This is a genomic window from Gaiella sp. (genome assembly GCF_035710885.1).
Taxonomy (GTDB): domain Bacteria; phylum Actinomycetota; class Thermoleophilia; order Gaiellales; family Gaiellaceae; genus Gaiella.
In genome coordinates this window covers 1-14,478 of sequence record NZ_DASTCS010000059.1, presented here as the reverse complement: position 1 = coordinate 14,478, position 14,478 = coordinate 1, and the positions used below count along the sequence as shown (strand labels likewise).

Annotated in this window: 15 protein-coding genes; 12 read left to right on the top strand and 3 right to left on the bottom strand. The window is 70.7% G+C overall.

Annotated elements, in window-relative coordinates; genetic code table 11:
- From VFO26_RS14615 to VFO26_RS14590, 6 genes are all read left to right on the top strand, one after another.
- Nucleotides 1-571, top strand: a 571-nt coding sequence (locus VFO26_RS14615) for a uridine monophosphate kinase (RefSeq protein ID WP_325115780.1), incomplete at its 5' end; no start/stop codon positions are given.
- A 25-nt stretch (nucleotides 572-596) separates the two neighbouring features.
- Nucleotides 597-1,160 carry a ribosome recycling factor gene (gene frr, locus VFO26_RS14610; protein ID WP_325115779.1) on the top strand — a complete coding sequence of 188 codons (564 nt, stop codon included), beginning with the start codon at nucleotides 597-599 and terminating at the stop codon, nucleotides 1,158-1,160.
- A gap of 36 nt (nucleotides 1,161-1,196) precedes the next feature.
- The gene (gene uppS / locus VFO26_RS14605; RefSeq protein WP_325115778.1) at nucleotides 1,197-1,928 is read left to right on the top strand and encodes a polyprenyl diphosphate synthase; all 732 of its coding nucleotides are present in this window, start codon (nucleotides 1,197-1,199) and stop codon (nucleotides 1,926-1,928) included.
- A complete protein-coding gene (locus VFO26_RS14600) occupies nucleotides 1,925-2,716 on the top strand; it encodes a phosphatidate cytidylyltransferase (protein WP_325115777.1) in 792 nt (263 codons plus the stop codon). The genes uppS and VFO26_RS14600 overlap by 4 nt, the downstream gene beginning before the upstream one ends.
- A gap of 37 nt (nucleotides 2,717-2,753) precedes the next feature.
- Entirely contained in the window at nucleotides 2,754-3,827 is a 1,074-nt protein-coding gene (gene dxr / locus VFO26_RS14595; protein ID WP_325115776.1) for a 1-deoxy-D-xylulose-5-phosphate reductoisomerase, read from the top strand.
- Nucleotides 3,824-5,032, top strand: a complete 1,209-nt coding sequence (locus VFO26_RS14590; RefSeq protein WP_325115775.1) for a M50 family metallopeptidase — start codon at nucleotides 3,824-3,826, stop codon at nucleotides 5,030-5,032. Before dxr ends, VFO26_RS14590 begins: the two co-directional genes overlap by 4 nt.
- A 118-nt stretch (nucleotides 5,033-5,150) precedes the next feature.
- On the opposite strand, the gene aat is transcribed toward VFO26_RS14590, so the two are convergent.
- Nucleotides 5,151-5,810 carry a leucyl/phenylalanyl-tRNA--protein transferase gene (gene aat / locus VFO26_RS14585; protein ID WP_325115774.1) on the bottom strand — a complete coding sequence of 220 codons (660 nt, stop codon included), beginning with the start codon at nucleotides 5,808-5,810 and terminating at the stop codon, nucleotides 5,151-5,153.
- Between the two features lie 87 nt (nucleotides 5,811-5,897).
- Here aat and ispG point away from each other — a divergent pair, with 87 nt between their 5' ends.
- The 4 genes from ispG to VFO26_RS14565 are packed head-to-tail and all read left to right on the top strand — an operon-like array spanning nucleotide 5,898 to nucleotide 10,532.
- Nucleotides 5,898-7,049, top strand: a complete 1,152-nt coding sequence (ispG, locus tag VFO26_RS14580) for a flavodoxin-dependent (E)-4-hydroxy-3-methylbut-2-enyl-diphosphate synthase (protein WP_325115773.1) — start codon at nucleotides 5,898-5,900, stop codon at nucleotides 7,047-7,049.
- Between the two features lie 58 nt (nucleotides 7,050-7,107).
- Entirely contained in the window at nucleotides 7,108-8,520 is a 1,413-nt protein-coding gene (locus VFO26_RS14575; RefSeq protein ID WP_325115772.1) for a DUF3352 domain-containing protein, read from the top strand.
- A gap of 30 nt (nucleotides 8,521-8,550) precedes the next feature.
- Nucleotides 8,551-10,233, top strand: coding sequence for a proline--tRNA ligase (locus tag VFO26_RS14570; RefSeq protein WP_325115771.1), 1,683 nt, complete (start codon nucleotides 8,551-8,553; stop codon nucleotides 10,231-10,233).
- Nucleotides 10,234-10,235: 2 nt separating this feature from the next.
- Entirely contained in the window at nucleotides 10,236-10,532 is a 297-nt protein-coding gene (locus VFO26_RS14565; protein WP_325115770.1) for a helix-turn-helix transcriptional regulator, read from the top strand.
- A gap of 126 nt (nucleotides 10,533-10,658) precedes the next feature.
- Here the strand turns inward: VFO26_RS14565 and VFO26_RS14560 are convergent, their stop codons facing one another.
- Complete coding sequence (locus VFO26_RS14560; protein ID WP_325115768.1) at nucleotides 10,659-11,861, bottom strand: Ig domain-containing protein; 1,203 nt, start codon at nucleotides 11,859-11,861, stop codon at nucleotides 10,659-10,661.
- A gap of 177 nt (nucleotides 11,862-12,038) precedes the next feature.
- On the bottom strand, nucleotides 12,039-12,434 hold the full coding sequence (locus tag VFO26_RS14555) for a cupin domain-containing protein (RefSeq protein WP_325115767.1): 396 nt from the start codon (nucleotides 12,432-12,434) through the stop codon (nucleotides 12,039-12,041).
- A gap of 306 nt (nucleotides 12,435-12,740) precedes the next feature.
- On the opposite strand from VFO26_RS14555, the gene VFO26_RS14550 reads away from it, so the two are divergent.
- The gene (locus tag VFO26_RS14550) at nucleotides 12,741-12,977 is read left to right on the top strand and encodes a hypothetical protein (protein WP_325115766.1); all 237 of its coding nucleotides are present in this window, start codon (nucleotides 12,741-12,743) and stop codon (nucleotides 12,975-12,977) included.
- 127 nt (nucleotides 12,978-13,104) lie between these two features.
- A complete protein-coding gene (locus VFO26_RS14545; protein WP_325115765.1) occupies nucleotides 13,105-13,443 on the top strand; it encodes a hypothetical protein in 339 nt (112 codons plus the stop codon).
- The last annotated feature ends 1,035 nt before the right edge of the window (nucleotides 13,444-14,478 follow it).

Below are 14,478 nucleotides of genomic sequence, written 5' to 3'. Positions count from 1 at the left end.
CCGCGGGATGAGCGCCGCGGCCGAGGGGATGGACCGGGCGACCGCCGACTACGCGGGGATGCTCGCGACGCTGCTGAACGCTCTCGCGCTGCAGGACGCGCTCGAGCGCCTCGGGGCGCAGACGCGGGTGCAGTCCGCCGTTACCGTCTCCGAGGTGGCCGAGCCGTACATCCGGCGCCGTGCGATCCGGCATCTGGAGAAGGGACGGGTCGTTATCTTCGCCGCGGGCACGGGCAACCCGTTCTTCACGACGGACACCGCGGCGGCCCTCCGCGCGCTGGAGATCGGCGCCGAGGCGATCCTGATGGCCAAGCACGGCGTCGCCGGGGTCTACGACGGCGACCCGCGCCTCGATCCCGACGCACGCTTCCTGCCCGAGCTCACGCACCTCGAGGCGATCGAGCGGGGGCTGAAGGTGATGGACACCACTGCGCTGTCACTCTGCATGGACAACGGGGTCCCGATCCACGTCTTCGAGCTCGCCGAGGGGAACATCGTCCGCATCGCCTCCGGCGAGCGGATCGGCACCGTGGTCTCCACACCGGCGGGAGCGGATGCGCGCACTTCGTAGCGACGTCGAGAGGAGGATGGCGTAGGTGGCAGCGATCGAGGAGTTCCTGGCGGACTGCGAGCGGCGGATGGACGGGTCGATCGAGCACACGCGGAGCGAGTTCAACGCGGTGCGCACGGGGCGCGCCTCGACGGCGCTGCTCGACCGGATCACGATCGACTACTACGGCCAGCCGACGCCGCTCTCGAACATGGCGACGATCAGCGCCCCCGAGGCGCGGCTGCTCTCGGTGCAGCCCTACGACCCGACGCAGATCAAGGCGATCGAGAAGGCGATCATGGAGTCGGACCTCGGGCTGACGCCGTCGAACGACGGCAAGCTGATCCGCCTCCCGATTCCGTCGCTGACGGAGGAGCGCCGCAAGGAGCTCGTGAAGGTCGTCCGCCGCTCCGCGGAGGACGGCAAGGTCGCGATCCGCAACGTGCGGCGGGACGTGATGCGCCACCTCGAGGAGCTCGTGCGCAACGGCGACGTGGGCGACGACGAGGAGCGTCGCGCCGAGGCGCAGGTGCAGAAGCTGACCGACGAGCACGTCAAGCGCATCGACGAGCTCCTCAAGCACAAGGAAGCGGAGATCATGGAGGTCTGACGCCAAACGGCGGCAGCCCTCTGAATGAACCCCCTGGTGTCCGACGAACCGTCCGGTCCGGTCAGCGACGACGCGCGGGTACCGCGCGCCGTGGCGATCATCATGGACGGCAACGGCCGCTGGGCCGAGGCTCGGGCACTCACCGTCGCCGACGGCCACCGGGCGGGCACGAAGGCGCTCCGGCGTGTCGTCGAGGCGGCGATCGACCTCGGCATCGAGACGCTCGTCGTCTACGCGTTCTCGACCGAGAACTGGACGCGCCCCACGGACGAGGTGGAGGACCTGATGGAGCTCCTCTCGGAGACGATCGACGGCGAGCTGCCCGACCTCGCGAAGCAGGGGGTCCGGACCCGCTTCCTGGGCCGGCGTGACCGGATCGAGCCGTGGCTCGACGAGAAGATGGGCGCGCTGGAGGCGGAGACCGAGGAGCTGGACACGCTCAACCTGTGGATCGCGTTCGACTACGGCGGCCGGGCCGAGATCGCGCATGCTGCCCGGCGCCTGGTCGAGGACGGCGTCGATCCCGCCGCGGTCGACGAGGACACCCTGTCCGCCCGTCTGTACGCCCCGGAGATGGGCGAGATCGACCTGCTGATCCGCACCTCTGGCGAGCTCCGCCTGTCGAACTTCCTCCTCTGGGAGGCGGCCTACGCCGAGCTCGTGTTCACCGACACCCTCTGGCCCGACTTCGACGCGGCCGATCTCGGCGCAGCGGTCCAGGCATACGCAGCGCGCCAGCGCCGCTTCGGCGCGCGCACCCGCTCGTGAGCCCGCTCGTCTCCCGGCTCGTCGTCGGCGCGGTTCTCCTGCCGCTCGTGTTCGGCGTCGTCTGGCTCGGCGGGTGGTGGGTCTTCGGCCTGGCCGTCGTCGCGGGTCTCCTCGCTCTCCACGAGCTCTACACCATCGCCCGGGCGCTCCACCCGGTCGTGCTCGGGGGGTACGTGGGCCTCGTCCTCACGCTTCTGGGGGCGCAGCTCGGCGGGTCGGAGTGGGTGCTCGCCGGGATCCTCGCCACGCTGCCCGCGGCGATTCTCGTCTTCTTCGTCTCGAGCGCCCGGCAGAGCGCCGTCGCGGCGTTCGCGGTGACGCTGCTCGGGGTCGCATGGGTCGGAGGCGGGCTGGCGCACATGATGCTGCTCCGAGACATCCCTGCCGACGGGCGTCTTCTGATCTTCACCACGCTCCTCACGGTCTTCGCCGACGACACCGCGGCCTTCTTCGTCGGCCGCGCGATCGGACGCCACCGGCTGGCGCCCGCGATCTCCCCAGGCAAGTCCTGGGAGGGCTTCGTCGGAGGCACGCTCGCGGCCGTCGCCGTCACGTTCTTCGCGCTCTACGAGCAGGACGTGATCTCGACGGCGGAGTCGCTGATCCTGGGGCTCGTGATCGCGCTCGCGGCCACGCTGGGTGACCTCTTCGAGTCGGCCGTCAAGCGCGATCTCGGGGTCAAGGACTCCGGTCGGCTGCTCGCGGGCCACGGCGGTGTGCTCGACCGGGTCGACTCGCTCCTCTGGGCGGCGCCCGCCGCCTACGTCGCGCTGCTGGCGATGGCGTAACAGGAGTGTTACAGACCGTCAGGCATCCTTCCCGGACGTGAAACGCGTCGCCTTGCTCGGTGCGACCGGATCGATCGGCCGGCAGGCGATCGATATCGTCTCCGGGCGCCCCGACCTCGCGATCTGCGCGCTCCAATCCGGCGCGACGCCTCTCGAGGCGCTTTCCGCCGAGCTCGGCGTCGAGCACGCTCAGGTCGGCGGTGACCCCGTCGCGCTGCTGGAGCGCAGCGAGCCCGACGTGGTGCTGAACGCGGTCGTCGGGTTCGCGGGCGTGCGCGCGACGATCTGGGCGCTCGAGCGCGGCGTCACCCTCGCGCTCGCCAACAAGGAGAGCCTCGTCGCCGCGGGCGAGCTCGCGCTTGCGGCTTGGGAGCGGGGCGGAGGGCTCCTGATCCCCGTGGACAGCGAGCATTCCGCGCTCCACCAGTGCCTCGAGGGACGCGATCCCGAGACGGTCGCGGGCCTCGTGCTGACCGCCTCCGGCGGCGCGTTCCGGGGCCGCGCTCGGAACGAGCTCGCTGCGGTCACGCCGGCCGAGGCGCTCGCGCATCCCACCTGGAGCATGGGCCCCAAGATCACCGTCGACTCCGCGACTCTCGCGAACAAGGGCCTGGAGCTGATCGAGGCGCACTGGCTGTTCGACGTCCCGTACGAGAGGATCGAGGTCGTGGTGCATCCGACCTCCGTCGTTCACTCGCTCGTGCGGTTCCGCGACGGGGCCCTCCTCGCACACGTCGGGCTGCCCGACATGCGGGTGCCGATCTCCTACGCGCTGACCTACCCGGAGCGCGCCGCGACGCCGGTCGAGCAGCTCGACCTGGAGGGCCTGACGCTCGGGTTCGAGGCCGTCGACCACGACGCCTTCCCGCTGCTCTCGCTGGCGCGCGCCGCGGCGGAGCGGGGCGGGACGGCGCCATGCGCCTACAACGCCGCGAACGAGGTCGCCGTGGCCGCCTTCCTCGAGGGGCGCATCGGCTTCCTCGACATCGCGGCCATGGTCGAGGAGACGCTCGCGCGCGTCGACGGCGCTCCTGCGCGCGACCTCGAGGACCTCCACGCGGCCGACCACGAGGCCCGCCGGCTCGCCGCGAGGGGACTGCAGCCCGTATGACCATCTTCGTCGCGATCGTCGGGCTCGGAATCCTGATCTTCGTCCACGAGCTCGGGCATTTCCTCGTCTCGCTCGCGCTCGGGATGCGTCCGCGCCGGTTCTACATCGGCTTCCCTCCGGCGATCTGGAAGACGACCCGGAACGGGATCGAGTACGGCCTGGGCGCGGTCCCGCTCGGGGGCTTCGTGAAGATCCCCGGGATGCACCGGCCGTCGCCGGTGGACGTCGACGCGGGCCTCGGCCGCGCGCTCGCGGACGCGCCGTCGCTGTCCGGCGCCACGAGCCGCCTGAGGGGCGCGCTCGCCGCAGGGGATCACGATGCCGCCCGCGACTCGCTGCGGGTCCTGCAGGAGCTCGTCGACGAGAGCGACCTCCCGCCGCGCACGGTTGCCGCCGCACGCAAGGGCATCGAGGATCTCGGCGACTCGCTGGGGCCGAACGCCTACTGGCGTGCGGCGACCTGGAAGCGCGCTGCAGCGATCGCGGCCGGGCCGGCGGCCAACGTCATGCTCGCGCTCGTCCTCTTCACCGGCCTCTTCATGACCTCGGTCGGCGCGGCGACCACGACCGTGGAGCGCGTCTCCGAGGGGACGCCGGCGGCCCGCATGGGCCTCCAGCCCGGCGATCGCATCGTCAAGATCGACGGAGCCGTCGTCGAGCCGGAGGACATCTCGCGACTGATCTCCGGCTCCGAGGGTCGGCCACTGACCGTCGTCGTCGCTCGCCGGGGAGCGGAGGTCGGCCTGCCCCCGACCGCCCCCCGGATGGACCAGGGCGCGTACCGACTGGGCTTCATCCTCGCCGGCGAGGGGCTCCCGGTGCACGAGGCGGCGGTCGAGTCGCTCGACCTCAGCTGGCGCGTGACACGCGACATCGGTGCCGCCCTGGGACGGCTGGTGACCGGGGAGGGACGTGACCAGATCGCGAGCCCGGTCGGCATCGTCCAGGGCTCCTCGGACGCCGCCAAGCAGGGCACGGAGAGCTTCCTGTTCGTGCTCGGACTGATCTCGCTCTCGATCGCGCTCCTCAACCTGCTGCCGCTGCTCCCACTCGACGGGGGCCACATCGTGTTCGCCGTCGCGGAAGGCGTACGCGGCCGGGCGGTACGCCGGGAGGTCTACGAGCGCGTCTCGGTGGTCGGGATCGGTCTCGTCTTGCTCCTCTTCGTGATCGGCCTCTCGAACGACATCGGCCGGCTCTCCTAGGAACGTCGGGGAACCCATGGTCCCCCACGGGCCCCTCCTCGGGCCGGCGACGAAGCTACGCGCGGCCGGCCTCCCGGCCCGGCAACGCCGGCCTTCTGCCGCACCGCTCACCAATCCGTCAAGGCCAGGGACCGGTGAGCTCGAGTGCGTCGGCAAGGCGATGCCGATACTCGGCTCTCGTGAGCTCCGCTGCCCCGAGCGATTCGAGATGCGGAGTCAGCCACTGGACGTCCAGCAGGCGTCGTTCCGCGTCCCCGGCCGATCGCAGGTGCTCGACGAGCGCGACGAACGCAGCCTTCGACGCGTCCGACCGCGCGTGGAACATCGACTCTGCCGCGAAGAGGCCGCCGATCGCGACGCCGTAGAGGCCCCCTGCGAGCCCCGCATCGTCCCAGGCCTCGACGGAGTGTGCCCAGCCGAGCTCGTGGAGCCGCGTGTACGCGTGGGTGATCCCGGCGTCGATCCAGCTCGCGCGCTCACCCGGCCTGGCGCAGCCGTCCACCACGTCCCGAAAGGCCGTGTTCAGGCGGATCTCGAACCCCCGGGAGGCGCGTCGCAGCGAGCGCGAGGGCATGAATGGCTCCAGCGGGACGACGCCCCGCCGCACCGGGGAGAACCAGCCGTGCCGTGACCCGATGGGCATCGGGAACAGCCCGAGCCGGTACGCAGCGAGGAGCGTCCCCGGTTCGAGGTCGGCCCCGACCGCCCAGAGGTCGTCCGGGTGGTCGTCCGGCGGCGGCTCGAGCTGCCAGGGCGTGGGGGAGGGCTCGACGCGCACCGGCTCATCGTGCACGCCCCGAACGGACATGGCTCCGTGCCTGGCACCACACGTGGCCGGGTGGGGCGCCGGGTACCCTGACGGCTGATGGCGAGCGCGCACGGCATCCGTGTCGGCGGCGTCGCGATCGGCGGCGGCGCGCCGGTCGTCGTCCAGTCGATGACCCTCACGAAGACGCACGACGTCGAGGCGACGACGGCGCAGATCGCGGCGCTCGCCTCGGCGGGGTGCGAGGTCGTCCGGGTCGCCGTGCCGAAGCGGGAGGACGCACGCGCGCTGCCGCTGATCGTCCGCCTGTCCCCGATCCCGGTGATCGCGGACATCCACTTCAACGCCTCGCTCGCGCTCGAGGCGATCGAGGCCGGCGTCCACGCCGTCCGCATCAACCCCGGCAACATCGGCGGCCCGGACAAGACCGAGCAGGTCGTCAAGGCCGCCAAGCGCGCCCGTGTCCCGATGCGCATCGGCGCCAACGCAGGCTCGCTCCCCGAGCACCTCAAGGCGCTCGCCCGCGAGGACACCGCAGAGGCCCTCGTCGTGGAGGCGCTGGAGCAGGTCGAGATCCTCGAGCGGCTGGACTACCGTGACTTCAAGATCTCGGTGAAGGCGTCGCACGTCCCGACGATGATCCGGGCGTACCGGATGCTGGCCGAGAAGGTGCCCTACCCGCTGCACCTCGGTGTGACGGAGGCCGGCACGCCGTTCGCGGGGGGCATCAAGAGCGCGGTCGGCATGGGGTCGCTGCTGATGGACGGGATCGGCGACACGATCCGCGTCTCCCTGACGGCGGATCCCGTGAAGGAGGTCGAGGTCGCCTGGGAGATCTTGAAGGCGCTCGGCCTGCGCGAGCGGGGCCCGGTGATGATCGCCTGCCCCTCGTGCGGACGCGACAACGTCGGCGTGGAGAGCCTCGCGGTCGTGGTGGAAGACCGTCTCCGCGATTACCCCCAGGCGTTCGAGGTGGCGGTGATGGGCTGCGCGGTCAACGGGCCCGGCGAGGCCGGCGACGCCGACTTCGGCATCGCGGGCGGCCGCGAGGTCGGGTTCGTGTACGCGCACGGACGGGTGCTGAGAAAGGTCCCGTCGGACGTCCTGATCGACGAGCTGTTCCACGAGATCGACCGGTGGATCGCGGCGGGCATGCCCCGACCGAAGCGCCTCAGGCTGGCGAAGCCGGCTGCGCTCGCGATGGCGGAGGCGAGTCTCATCCCGCTGGAGCCCGTCTCCGCAGCGGACTGAGTCGCCGGCCGACCCCGGCCGTTCAGCTTCCCGCCGGCGGCGCCGATACGGTCTGAGCATGCCTCGCCGCGCGGCTCCCTTTCTCCTTCTGCTCGCCGTCGTGGTCGCGGCCGGCTGCGGCGGCGCGACGCAGGAGGCGGCCGGTCTCCCCGAGTCCGCCTCGTTGGCCCCGGCCGACGCCCTCGTCTATGCGACCGTCACGACCGACGAGGGCTCCGACCAGTGGCAGCGGGCCGAGAGCCTGCTCGCGCGCATCCCCGGCGCCCGTGACGGGCTTACCGACGCGATCGCGTCGGCGCTGACGGACGAGGGCCTGACGTGGGACGACGATGTCGCGCCCGCGCTCGGGCCCGAGGTCGTGGTGGTCGTGACGCAGAGCCACCGCACGGTGGTCCTCACCCAGCCGGACAGCGACACCGCGCTCGAAGCGCTGCTCGCCAAGGGCGACCGGAAGGTCGTGACGGAGGATGTCTCCGGCTGGAGCGCCGTCGCCGAGCGCGCCTCGGATCTGACCGCCTACCGGGCGGCGCTGGAGCAGGGAACGCTGCCCGACGTGGACGCGTTCGCGGACGGCTTCGACACGCTGCCCGAGGAGGGGCTGGCGCGCGTCTGGGTGGACGCCGCGAGCCTCTCGAAGGATCTCGGCGCGGCGCTCGAGGAGGCCTCGTCGGAGCTCGACCTGGGGCTCGAGTGGCTCGCGGCGGCCGTCTCCGCGGAGGACGACGGCCTGCTCGCCACGATTGGGATCCAGGCGCCGGGGGGCGCGGACACGAGCTACGAGCCGGAGCTCTTCCGCCGCGTCCCTGCCGACGCGGTCGCCGCTCTCTCCTTCGGGGGGACGCAGGCCATCCTCGAGCGCATCGAGGGCGGGGTGGACGTGGAGGGCGTGTCCGCCCGGATCGAGCAGCTGACGGGGATCTCGCTCGACGGCCTCGTCGACGGGCTCTCCGGCGAGGGAGCGCTCTACGTCCGGCGCGGAGGGGCGACTCCCGAGGTGACACTCGCGCTCGACCCGCCGGACCCGGACAAGACCTGGGAGACCCTCGACCGAGCGGTGCGAAAGCTCGCCGACGCGATGGACACGACAGTCGGCACCGCCACGGAGAACGGGATCGAGGTGCGGAGGCTCAGCGGCGACGACGTGACGGTCTCGTACGCCCGTCTCGACGACGACACGTTGATCGCGACCACGGGGGCCGAGGGCATCCGGGTCTTTACGAGCGACGACGACAAGCTCGTCGACACCGACGCGTTCACGCGGGCCGCCGAGGACGTCGAGCTCGAGGAGCGGACGAAGGGCTTCGTCTACGTCGACGTGGACGGCCTGCTCGCGCTGATCGACGAGCTCTCGAACACCGCCGTCCCGCCCGACGCGAGGGAGCCGATCGAGTCCCTGGACTCCTTCGTCCTCCAGGCGAGCGGCGAGGGCGACACGACGCGCGTCAGCGGCTTCGTGCGCGTCGACGGCTGAGCACGCGTCGTCTGCATCTAGATTTCGCTCGTGCTGCAGCGCCAGTCGACGCTCTTCCTGCCGACGCTCCGCGAGGACCCCGCGGACGCAGAGGCGGTCTCCCACAAGCTCCTCGTCCGTGCGGGGCTCATCCGACAGGTCGGGGCGGGTCTCTGGACGTACCTGCCCGCGGGCTGGCGCGTGCACGAGAACGTCGTGCAGATCGTCCGCGAGGAGATGAACGCGATCGGTGGCCAGGAGATGTCGATGCCCGTCCTGACGCCGGCCGAGCTCTGGCAGCTCAGCGGCCGCTACGACAAATTCGACTCGTTGATGAAGATCCGCGACGCGTCGGGACGTGACTTCGTGCTCTCCCCGACGAATGAAGAGACGGTCACGCTCCACGCACGCGAGCTTCGGTCCTACCGCGACCTGCCCAAGATCCTCTACCACGTCCAGACGAAGGAGCGGGAGGAGACCAGACCCCGCGGCGGGCTGATCCGCGTGCGCGAATTCGTGATGAAGGACGCGTACTCGTTCGACCGCGACGAGGAGGGGCTCGAGCGCTCGTTTCTCGCGCACAAGGGCGCCTACGAGCAGATCTTCGAGCGCTGCGGGCTCGAGACCGTCGCCGTCGAGGCCGAGTCGGGGATGATGGGCGGCAGCGAGTCGGTCGATTTCCTGGCCCCCTCCGGCTCCGGCGAGAACACGCTCGTCACCTGTGAGCGTGGGGACTATGCGGCGGACCTCGAGATCGCGCGCGGTGTGCCCGCGGCGCCGGACTTTCCCGAGACGCTCGCGTCGCCCGCCGAGGTGGAGACGCCCGGGATCGAGACGTGCGAGAGCCTGGCCGGCTTTCTCGGCATCGACCTCGCCGCGACGTCGAAGGCGATGCCGGTCGTCGCCGATGGCAAGGTTGTGCTTGCCCTCGTCCGCGGCGACGATCGCCTCGACGAGGCCAAGCTCGCGGGTGTGCTCGGAAGCCTCGTTCGGCCGGCGCATCCCGAGGAGATCCGTGAGGCGTTCGGCGCTGAGCCCGGCTCGCTCGGTCCGGTCGGCTTCGACGGCGACGTGGTCGTCGACGAGACGCTTCGCGAAGGGCAGTTCGTCGCGGGGGCGAACCGGACCGGCTACCACCTGCGCGGCGTCCAGCAGGGCCGGGACTTCGACGGCCGCGTGGCCGACATCCGTGTGGCGCGCGAGGGCGACCGCTGTCCGAACTGCGGTGGGACGCTCGTGTTCCGTACCGCGATCGAGGTCGGTCACATCTTCAAGCTGGGAACGTTCTACTCCGTGCCGTTCGAGGCGACGTACCTCGACGAGCAGTCGGTCGAGCATCCGATGCAGATGGGCTGCTACGGCATCGGACCGGGTCGCGTCCTCGCGGCGATCGTCGAGCAGCGCCACGACGAGCGCGGGATCGTGTGGCCCGCTTCGACCGCGCCGTTCGACGTCCACGTCCTCTCGCTCGACGGCGGCACGGCGGAGATCGCCGGGCTCGCGTCCGGCCTCGCCGAGGAGCTGTCCGCGGCAGGCCGCTCGGTCCTGCTCGACGACCGCGACGCACGCCCGGGGGAGAAGTTCGCGGACGCCGACCTCCTGGGCTGCCCGTTGCGCGTCACGGTCGGGCGGAAGAGCCTCGAGGACGACTCCGTCGACGTGCGCCGCAGGGGGGACGATGCGGATTCGCGCGTACCGCGCGCGTCTGTGATTGACTGGACAGGGCAGGACTGATGGTGGCAAAGAAACGGACGTACGCGAGTGAGCCCCTCGGCCCCGCGATCGAACGGCTGATGGCCGACACGGGGATCACGTACCGTGCCCTCGCCGAGAAGACGGGGTTGTCTGCCGGCTACCTCAACCACATCGTCCACGGCAACCGGCGCGTGCCGTCGACGGCGGTCATCGGGCGCATCGGCAAGGCGCTCGGGGTGAAGCCGGACTACTTCCGCGAGGTTCGTGTGCGGCTCATCATCGACAAGCTCGAGCAGACCCCCGCGCTCGTCGACCGCCTGTACAAGCGCCTCTCCTGACCGCCGGTCGGGAGGAGGACGGCCGGGCACAGCTCGCGGGCCCGGACTCGCCGGTGCGGTCCCAGGCGATGAGGTGAGGTGTGGGACGGAGCTCACTCCCCCGAGAGCTCCGTCCCACGCTCGTGGCTACGGCCTCACGCTCAGCTTCAGCCTCTGCGTGCTCCGTTGTCCCAGCGAGTCGGTCGCCGTGAGGTAGAGGTTGTAGGTGAGCGCGAGCGGCGGACGGTGCGTCACGATCCGCTTGACGCCCTTCTTCGTACGCCTCTCGACGACCAGCGGCTTGCGCAGCTTCAGCTTCACCTTGCCCGAGAGCTGTCCGGTCGCGCTGTCGAACCTGAGCCAGCCCGGCTTGCTGCCAGCGAGCCTCAGCGTGAACGGCCCGGCGCCCCCCGACGTCAGCACCTTCGCGCTGAACCGCTTCCCGTCGCGGGCGACCGGAAGCCTCACACCGGCGATCGAGAGCCTCGTGGCGACGTTCACGGTCGCGCGGGCGATCCCGCTCGTGCCGAGCGCGTCCGTGACCTGCACGGCGACCGTGAGCGGGCCGGCCACCTTCGGCCTGCCGCCGACCTGCCCCGTGGAGGGGTTGACGCCGATGCCCTGGGGGAGCTCGACGCCGCTCCACGTGTACGGTCCGAGGCCTCCTTTCACGGCGAAGGACATGAGGAACTGTCGACCCAGCTTGACGGCGGTCGCCGCCGGCCCGGTCGCGACGACCGGCTCGGTGACCTTCAGGGTGAGCTGCTTCGATGCGCTGCGGCTCCCGTCGACGGCCCTGACCACGATCCTGGAGAGCGCCGCCTGCATCGGTGTGCCGACGATCGCCCCATCCGGTGTGAACTGCATCCCCGCGGGCAGGCTTCCGGAGGTGATCACCCAGGCGCTGGCGTTGCCCCCCGCGGTCGCCAGCTGGTAGCCGTAGGCGGCGCCCACGCTGCCCGCCGGCAGGTCGGAACTCGCCGTGATGTCCAGCCCCGGGTCGATGACGATCGTGAACTGCTCCTCGGTGCAGCAGACCCACGGTCCCGGCGCGTCACGCACCTTGACGAAGAAGCTGAAGGCGCCGGCCTGTGTGGGCGTCCCGTACACGGTGGCGGTACGGTCGTTCGAGGAGAGACGCAAGCCCGGAGGAAGCGCTCCCGTGTCGATGCTCCACGACGCTCCGGGGCTGCCGCTGCCGGGCGAGAGCTGGAACGTGTAGCTGTAGGGAACTCCCACGGCCCCCGACGGCGGTGACGCATCCGCGATGTCGAGCGCGAGCGAGGGAGCGGCGAGCACGAGGCCCGCCAGGCAGGCTCCCAGCAACGCGAGCAGAGTCCTTCCGGGCATGAAGCGAGTCCTCCTTGGGGCCGCAGTGACGATGAGCCCGAAATCCGCAGTGGACGGGTCGGTACCTCATCGGCGGGGCGGCCGGTCGGCGGCATCCCTCGCTTGGATGACCGCCCGCTCTCGCAGGTGTCGGGTGGTCGGAGCGGTCAGAGGAGTGGGAGGGCGCGCGACCGTGCGTCAGCCCGAGTCGCCCCACCAGCCCTGGACCATCTCGGCGTCCCGCGGGTCGTCACCGGCCCCGAACGCCACGTACTCGACCCCCTCGGGTCCCGCTTCGACGGCCCGCATCGTGTTCTTGTCGAAGCGGATCGCATCTTTCTCACCGAGCTCGACGGTCTCGTCGTCGACCTTCACCCTGGCGGAGCCGCGCAGCACGACGTAGACCTCTTCCTGGTTCTCGTGCTTGTGCCCGAACGGGACCCGGAAACCTGGCGCGAGCCTGAACAGGCTCAGGCCCAGCGTCTCCCCGCCGAGCGCCGACCGCGCGAACCGGGCTTCCATCTCGTCCGGCATGCCGAACTTGGGCGCCTGGTTCTCGACCTCCGTCTCCAGGTTCTTCTTCGTGTGTCCCACGGCGTGCTCCTATCCTCGACGGCCGTATCGAAAACGCACCACGGGGTTACGGTGCCAGACCGGCAATCGCCATCGCTCCATCGATACTCCGCGACTGCTGCCGAAGTGGAGAGCGCCCCGGAGCTGCCGGAGCGGGGGGGAGCCACGGCGACGCCTCGCCCCGGGGCGCACCTCACCGTTCCCTCTTCGAGCGTCCTTCACACCTCGCGCAGGGCCCGCGTTTGCGCCTGTTGGTTCACGGGAAGAATCGTCGGTGGACGAAGGAATGACTCTCGTCACTGCGGCCGAGAGGAATCGAGGATGTTGGTGGGAGGCGTCCCGATCGACGAGCGACTGCTTCGGGAACTCGCCCGGGTTGTCGACCGAAAGCTCGCGCAAAGGCTGGACACAGCCCTTCTCTACCGCGCCAAGGTGCTGGGGCTGACTGTTGCCGAGCGCGAGTCGATCCTCAAAGCCCTCGAGAACCCGCCACCAGGGCTGGAGGAGCTCCGCGCCATCCTTCTGCAGGATTCGCGCTGGCGCTTGAGCGAACGGTTGCGATAGCCCGGGCGCTCGTCGCGGCGCGCCGGCACTACTCGGGCTGTCTGCCAGGATTGACCCGGTTCCGCTGCCGCTGTAGGCTCGCGGGCCGGGCGCCCATGCGGGCGCACGTAGAAAAGGGGGAAGGGACATGGGGAGGACAAGATCGGTGCTCGCGGCTGCGTGCTGTGGAGCTGCGGTCGCGGCGCTCGGTGCCGGTCCCGCGCTCGCCGGTGAGGTCACCGGGAACGGCAAGCCGACGCAAGGCCCGGCTCACGCAAACTCGATTTGCGTCTTCTCGGGACAGAATGACCACCCGGAAGGGGACCCGGAGGAGGGTCCGGGCGGCCGGACGCAGTCGTATGGGCAGGACGTCCGGATGGGCCTCGCGAGTCCGAGCGCACTGAATCCGGGCAAGGTCAAGGGAGAGCCGATCCCTCATCCGGGGTTCGCCTGCAACGGGGACCACGGGTTCTTCTCGGGCGAGTAGCAGCCCAATGACACTCGGGTTGGCCCCGATGCTTCACGTCGGGGCCAACCCACGGGCTCAACGCTCGTGTAGCGAGGCCGGCCAGCGCCGACGACTCACGGTTCGCCTCCAGCACTTCCGCAGACGCTCGAGGTGACCGCTAGGGACGCCGCGCCTGCGTCCAGCTCCTCCTGTGAAGCCGGCGTCGGGACGATGCGGAGAAGCGGCACATTCCGTCGGCCGGCGGCTCGTGAGACTGACTGGCCTTGAACGCAGCCTTCGCTGCCGTGCTTCTCGCGACCGGTCCGGGCGCGCGCCGTAACGGCATGCTGCCTACGCCCCGCGCGTGGGCGACAGTCGTCATCGGAGCCTCGCTCCTAATCCTCTAGGCTCCTCCGGCTTCCTTCTCCCTCCGCTCTGGCTGATCGTGGTCGGTGTAGTGCTTGCCCGCCTCGCCCAAGGAGATCCTCGTCCGCTACCTCGTGCCACTCGCTCGGACTGCTCGGCATCGGCCCTTCGCGGCGGCTGACGGCACGAGCCGTGCCGTTGCCATTTGTGTTGCCGTCGGCGCCGCCGAGCTCGTGGGGACGTACTCGGCCGATGGGGGATGCCCGCTAGGATGGCCGGGTCGCGGGGCGTGGCGCAGCCTTGTTAGCGCGCTAGTCTGGGGGGTCGGGGCGGCGTCCTTTCCAATGCCCTGAGGCGCATGGTTGAGCGGTTCTTCTCCGGGCCCGATTTCCCCCTGAGGCCCCGTTGTAGCCACGCTGTAGTCACGCGCTGTAGCCACGGATTCGCCCCTGGAACGACGAAGGCCCGCTCCGCCTGGAGGGTGACAACGGGCCGTTCCGGGCCGCCAAGCAATACCCAACCGAGAAACCTCTTGCACGCGCCGCGGTTGAGCACCCGTTGCGCGCCCCTTGAGGAACGTGCCGGACGCTTCCTAGCTGACAGCGGAAGTTCATTCACGCGAACGGAGGAAGTGTCATGAAGACCCGAATCACCTTGGTCGTCATAGGAGCGGCGGTGGCCATCGCCGCGCTCGCTGGGACTGCTCAC

What these genes read in the sequence shown, in the direction of transcription:
- VFO26_RS14590 (WP_325115775.1), top strand. Translation starts at nt 3,824, where the DNA reads ATGACCATCTTCGTCGCGATCGTCGGGCTCGGAATCCTGATCTTCGTC.
- VFO26_RS14545 (WP_325115765.1), top strand. Translation starts at nt 13,105, where the DNA reads ATGGGGAGGACAAGATCGGTGCTCGCGGCTGCGTGCTGTGGAGCTGCG.
- VFO26_RS14575 (WP_325115772.1), top strand. Translation starts at nt 7,108, where the DNA reads ATGCCTCGCCGCGCGGCTCCCTTTCTCCTTCTGCTCGCCGTCGTGGTC.
- ispG (WP_325115773.1), top strand. Translation starts at nt 5,898, where the DNA reads ATGGCGAGCGCGCACGGCATCCGTGTCGGCGGCGTCGCGATCGGCGGC.
- VFO26_RS14560 (WP_325115768.1), bottom strand. Translation starts at nt 11,861, where the DNA reads ATGCCCGGAAGGACTCTGCTCGCGTTGCTGGGAGCCTGCCTGGCGGGC.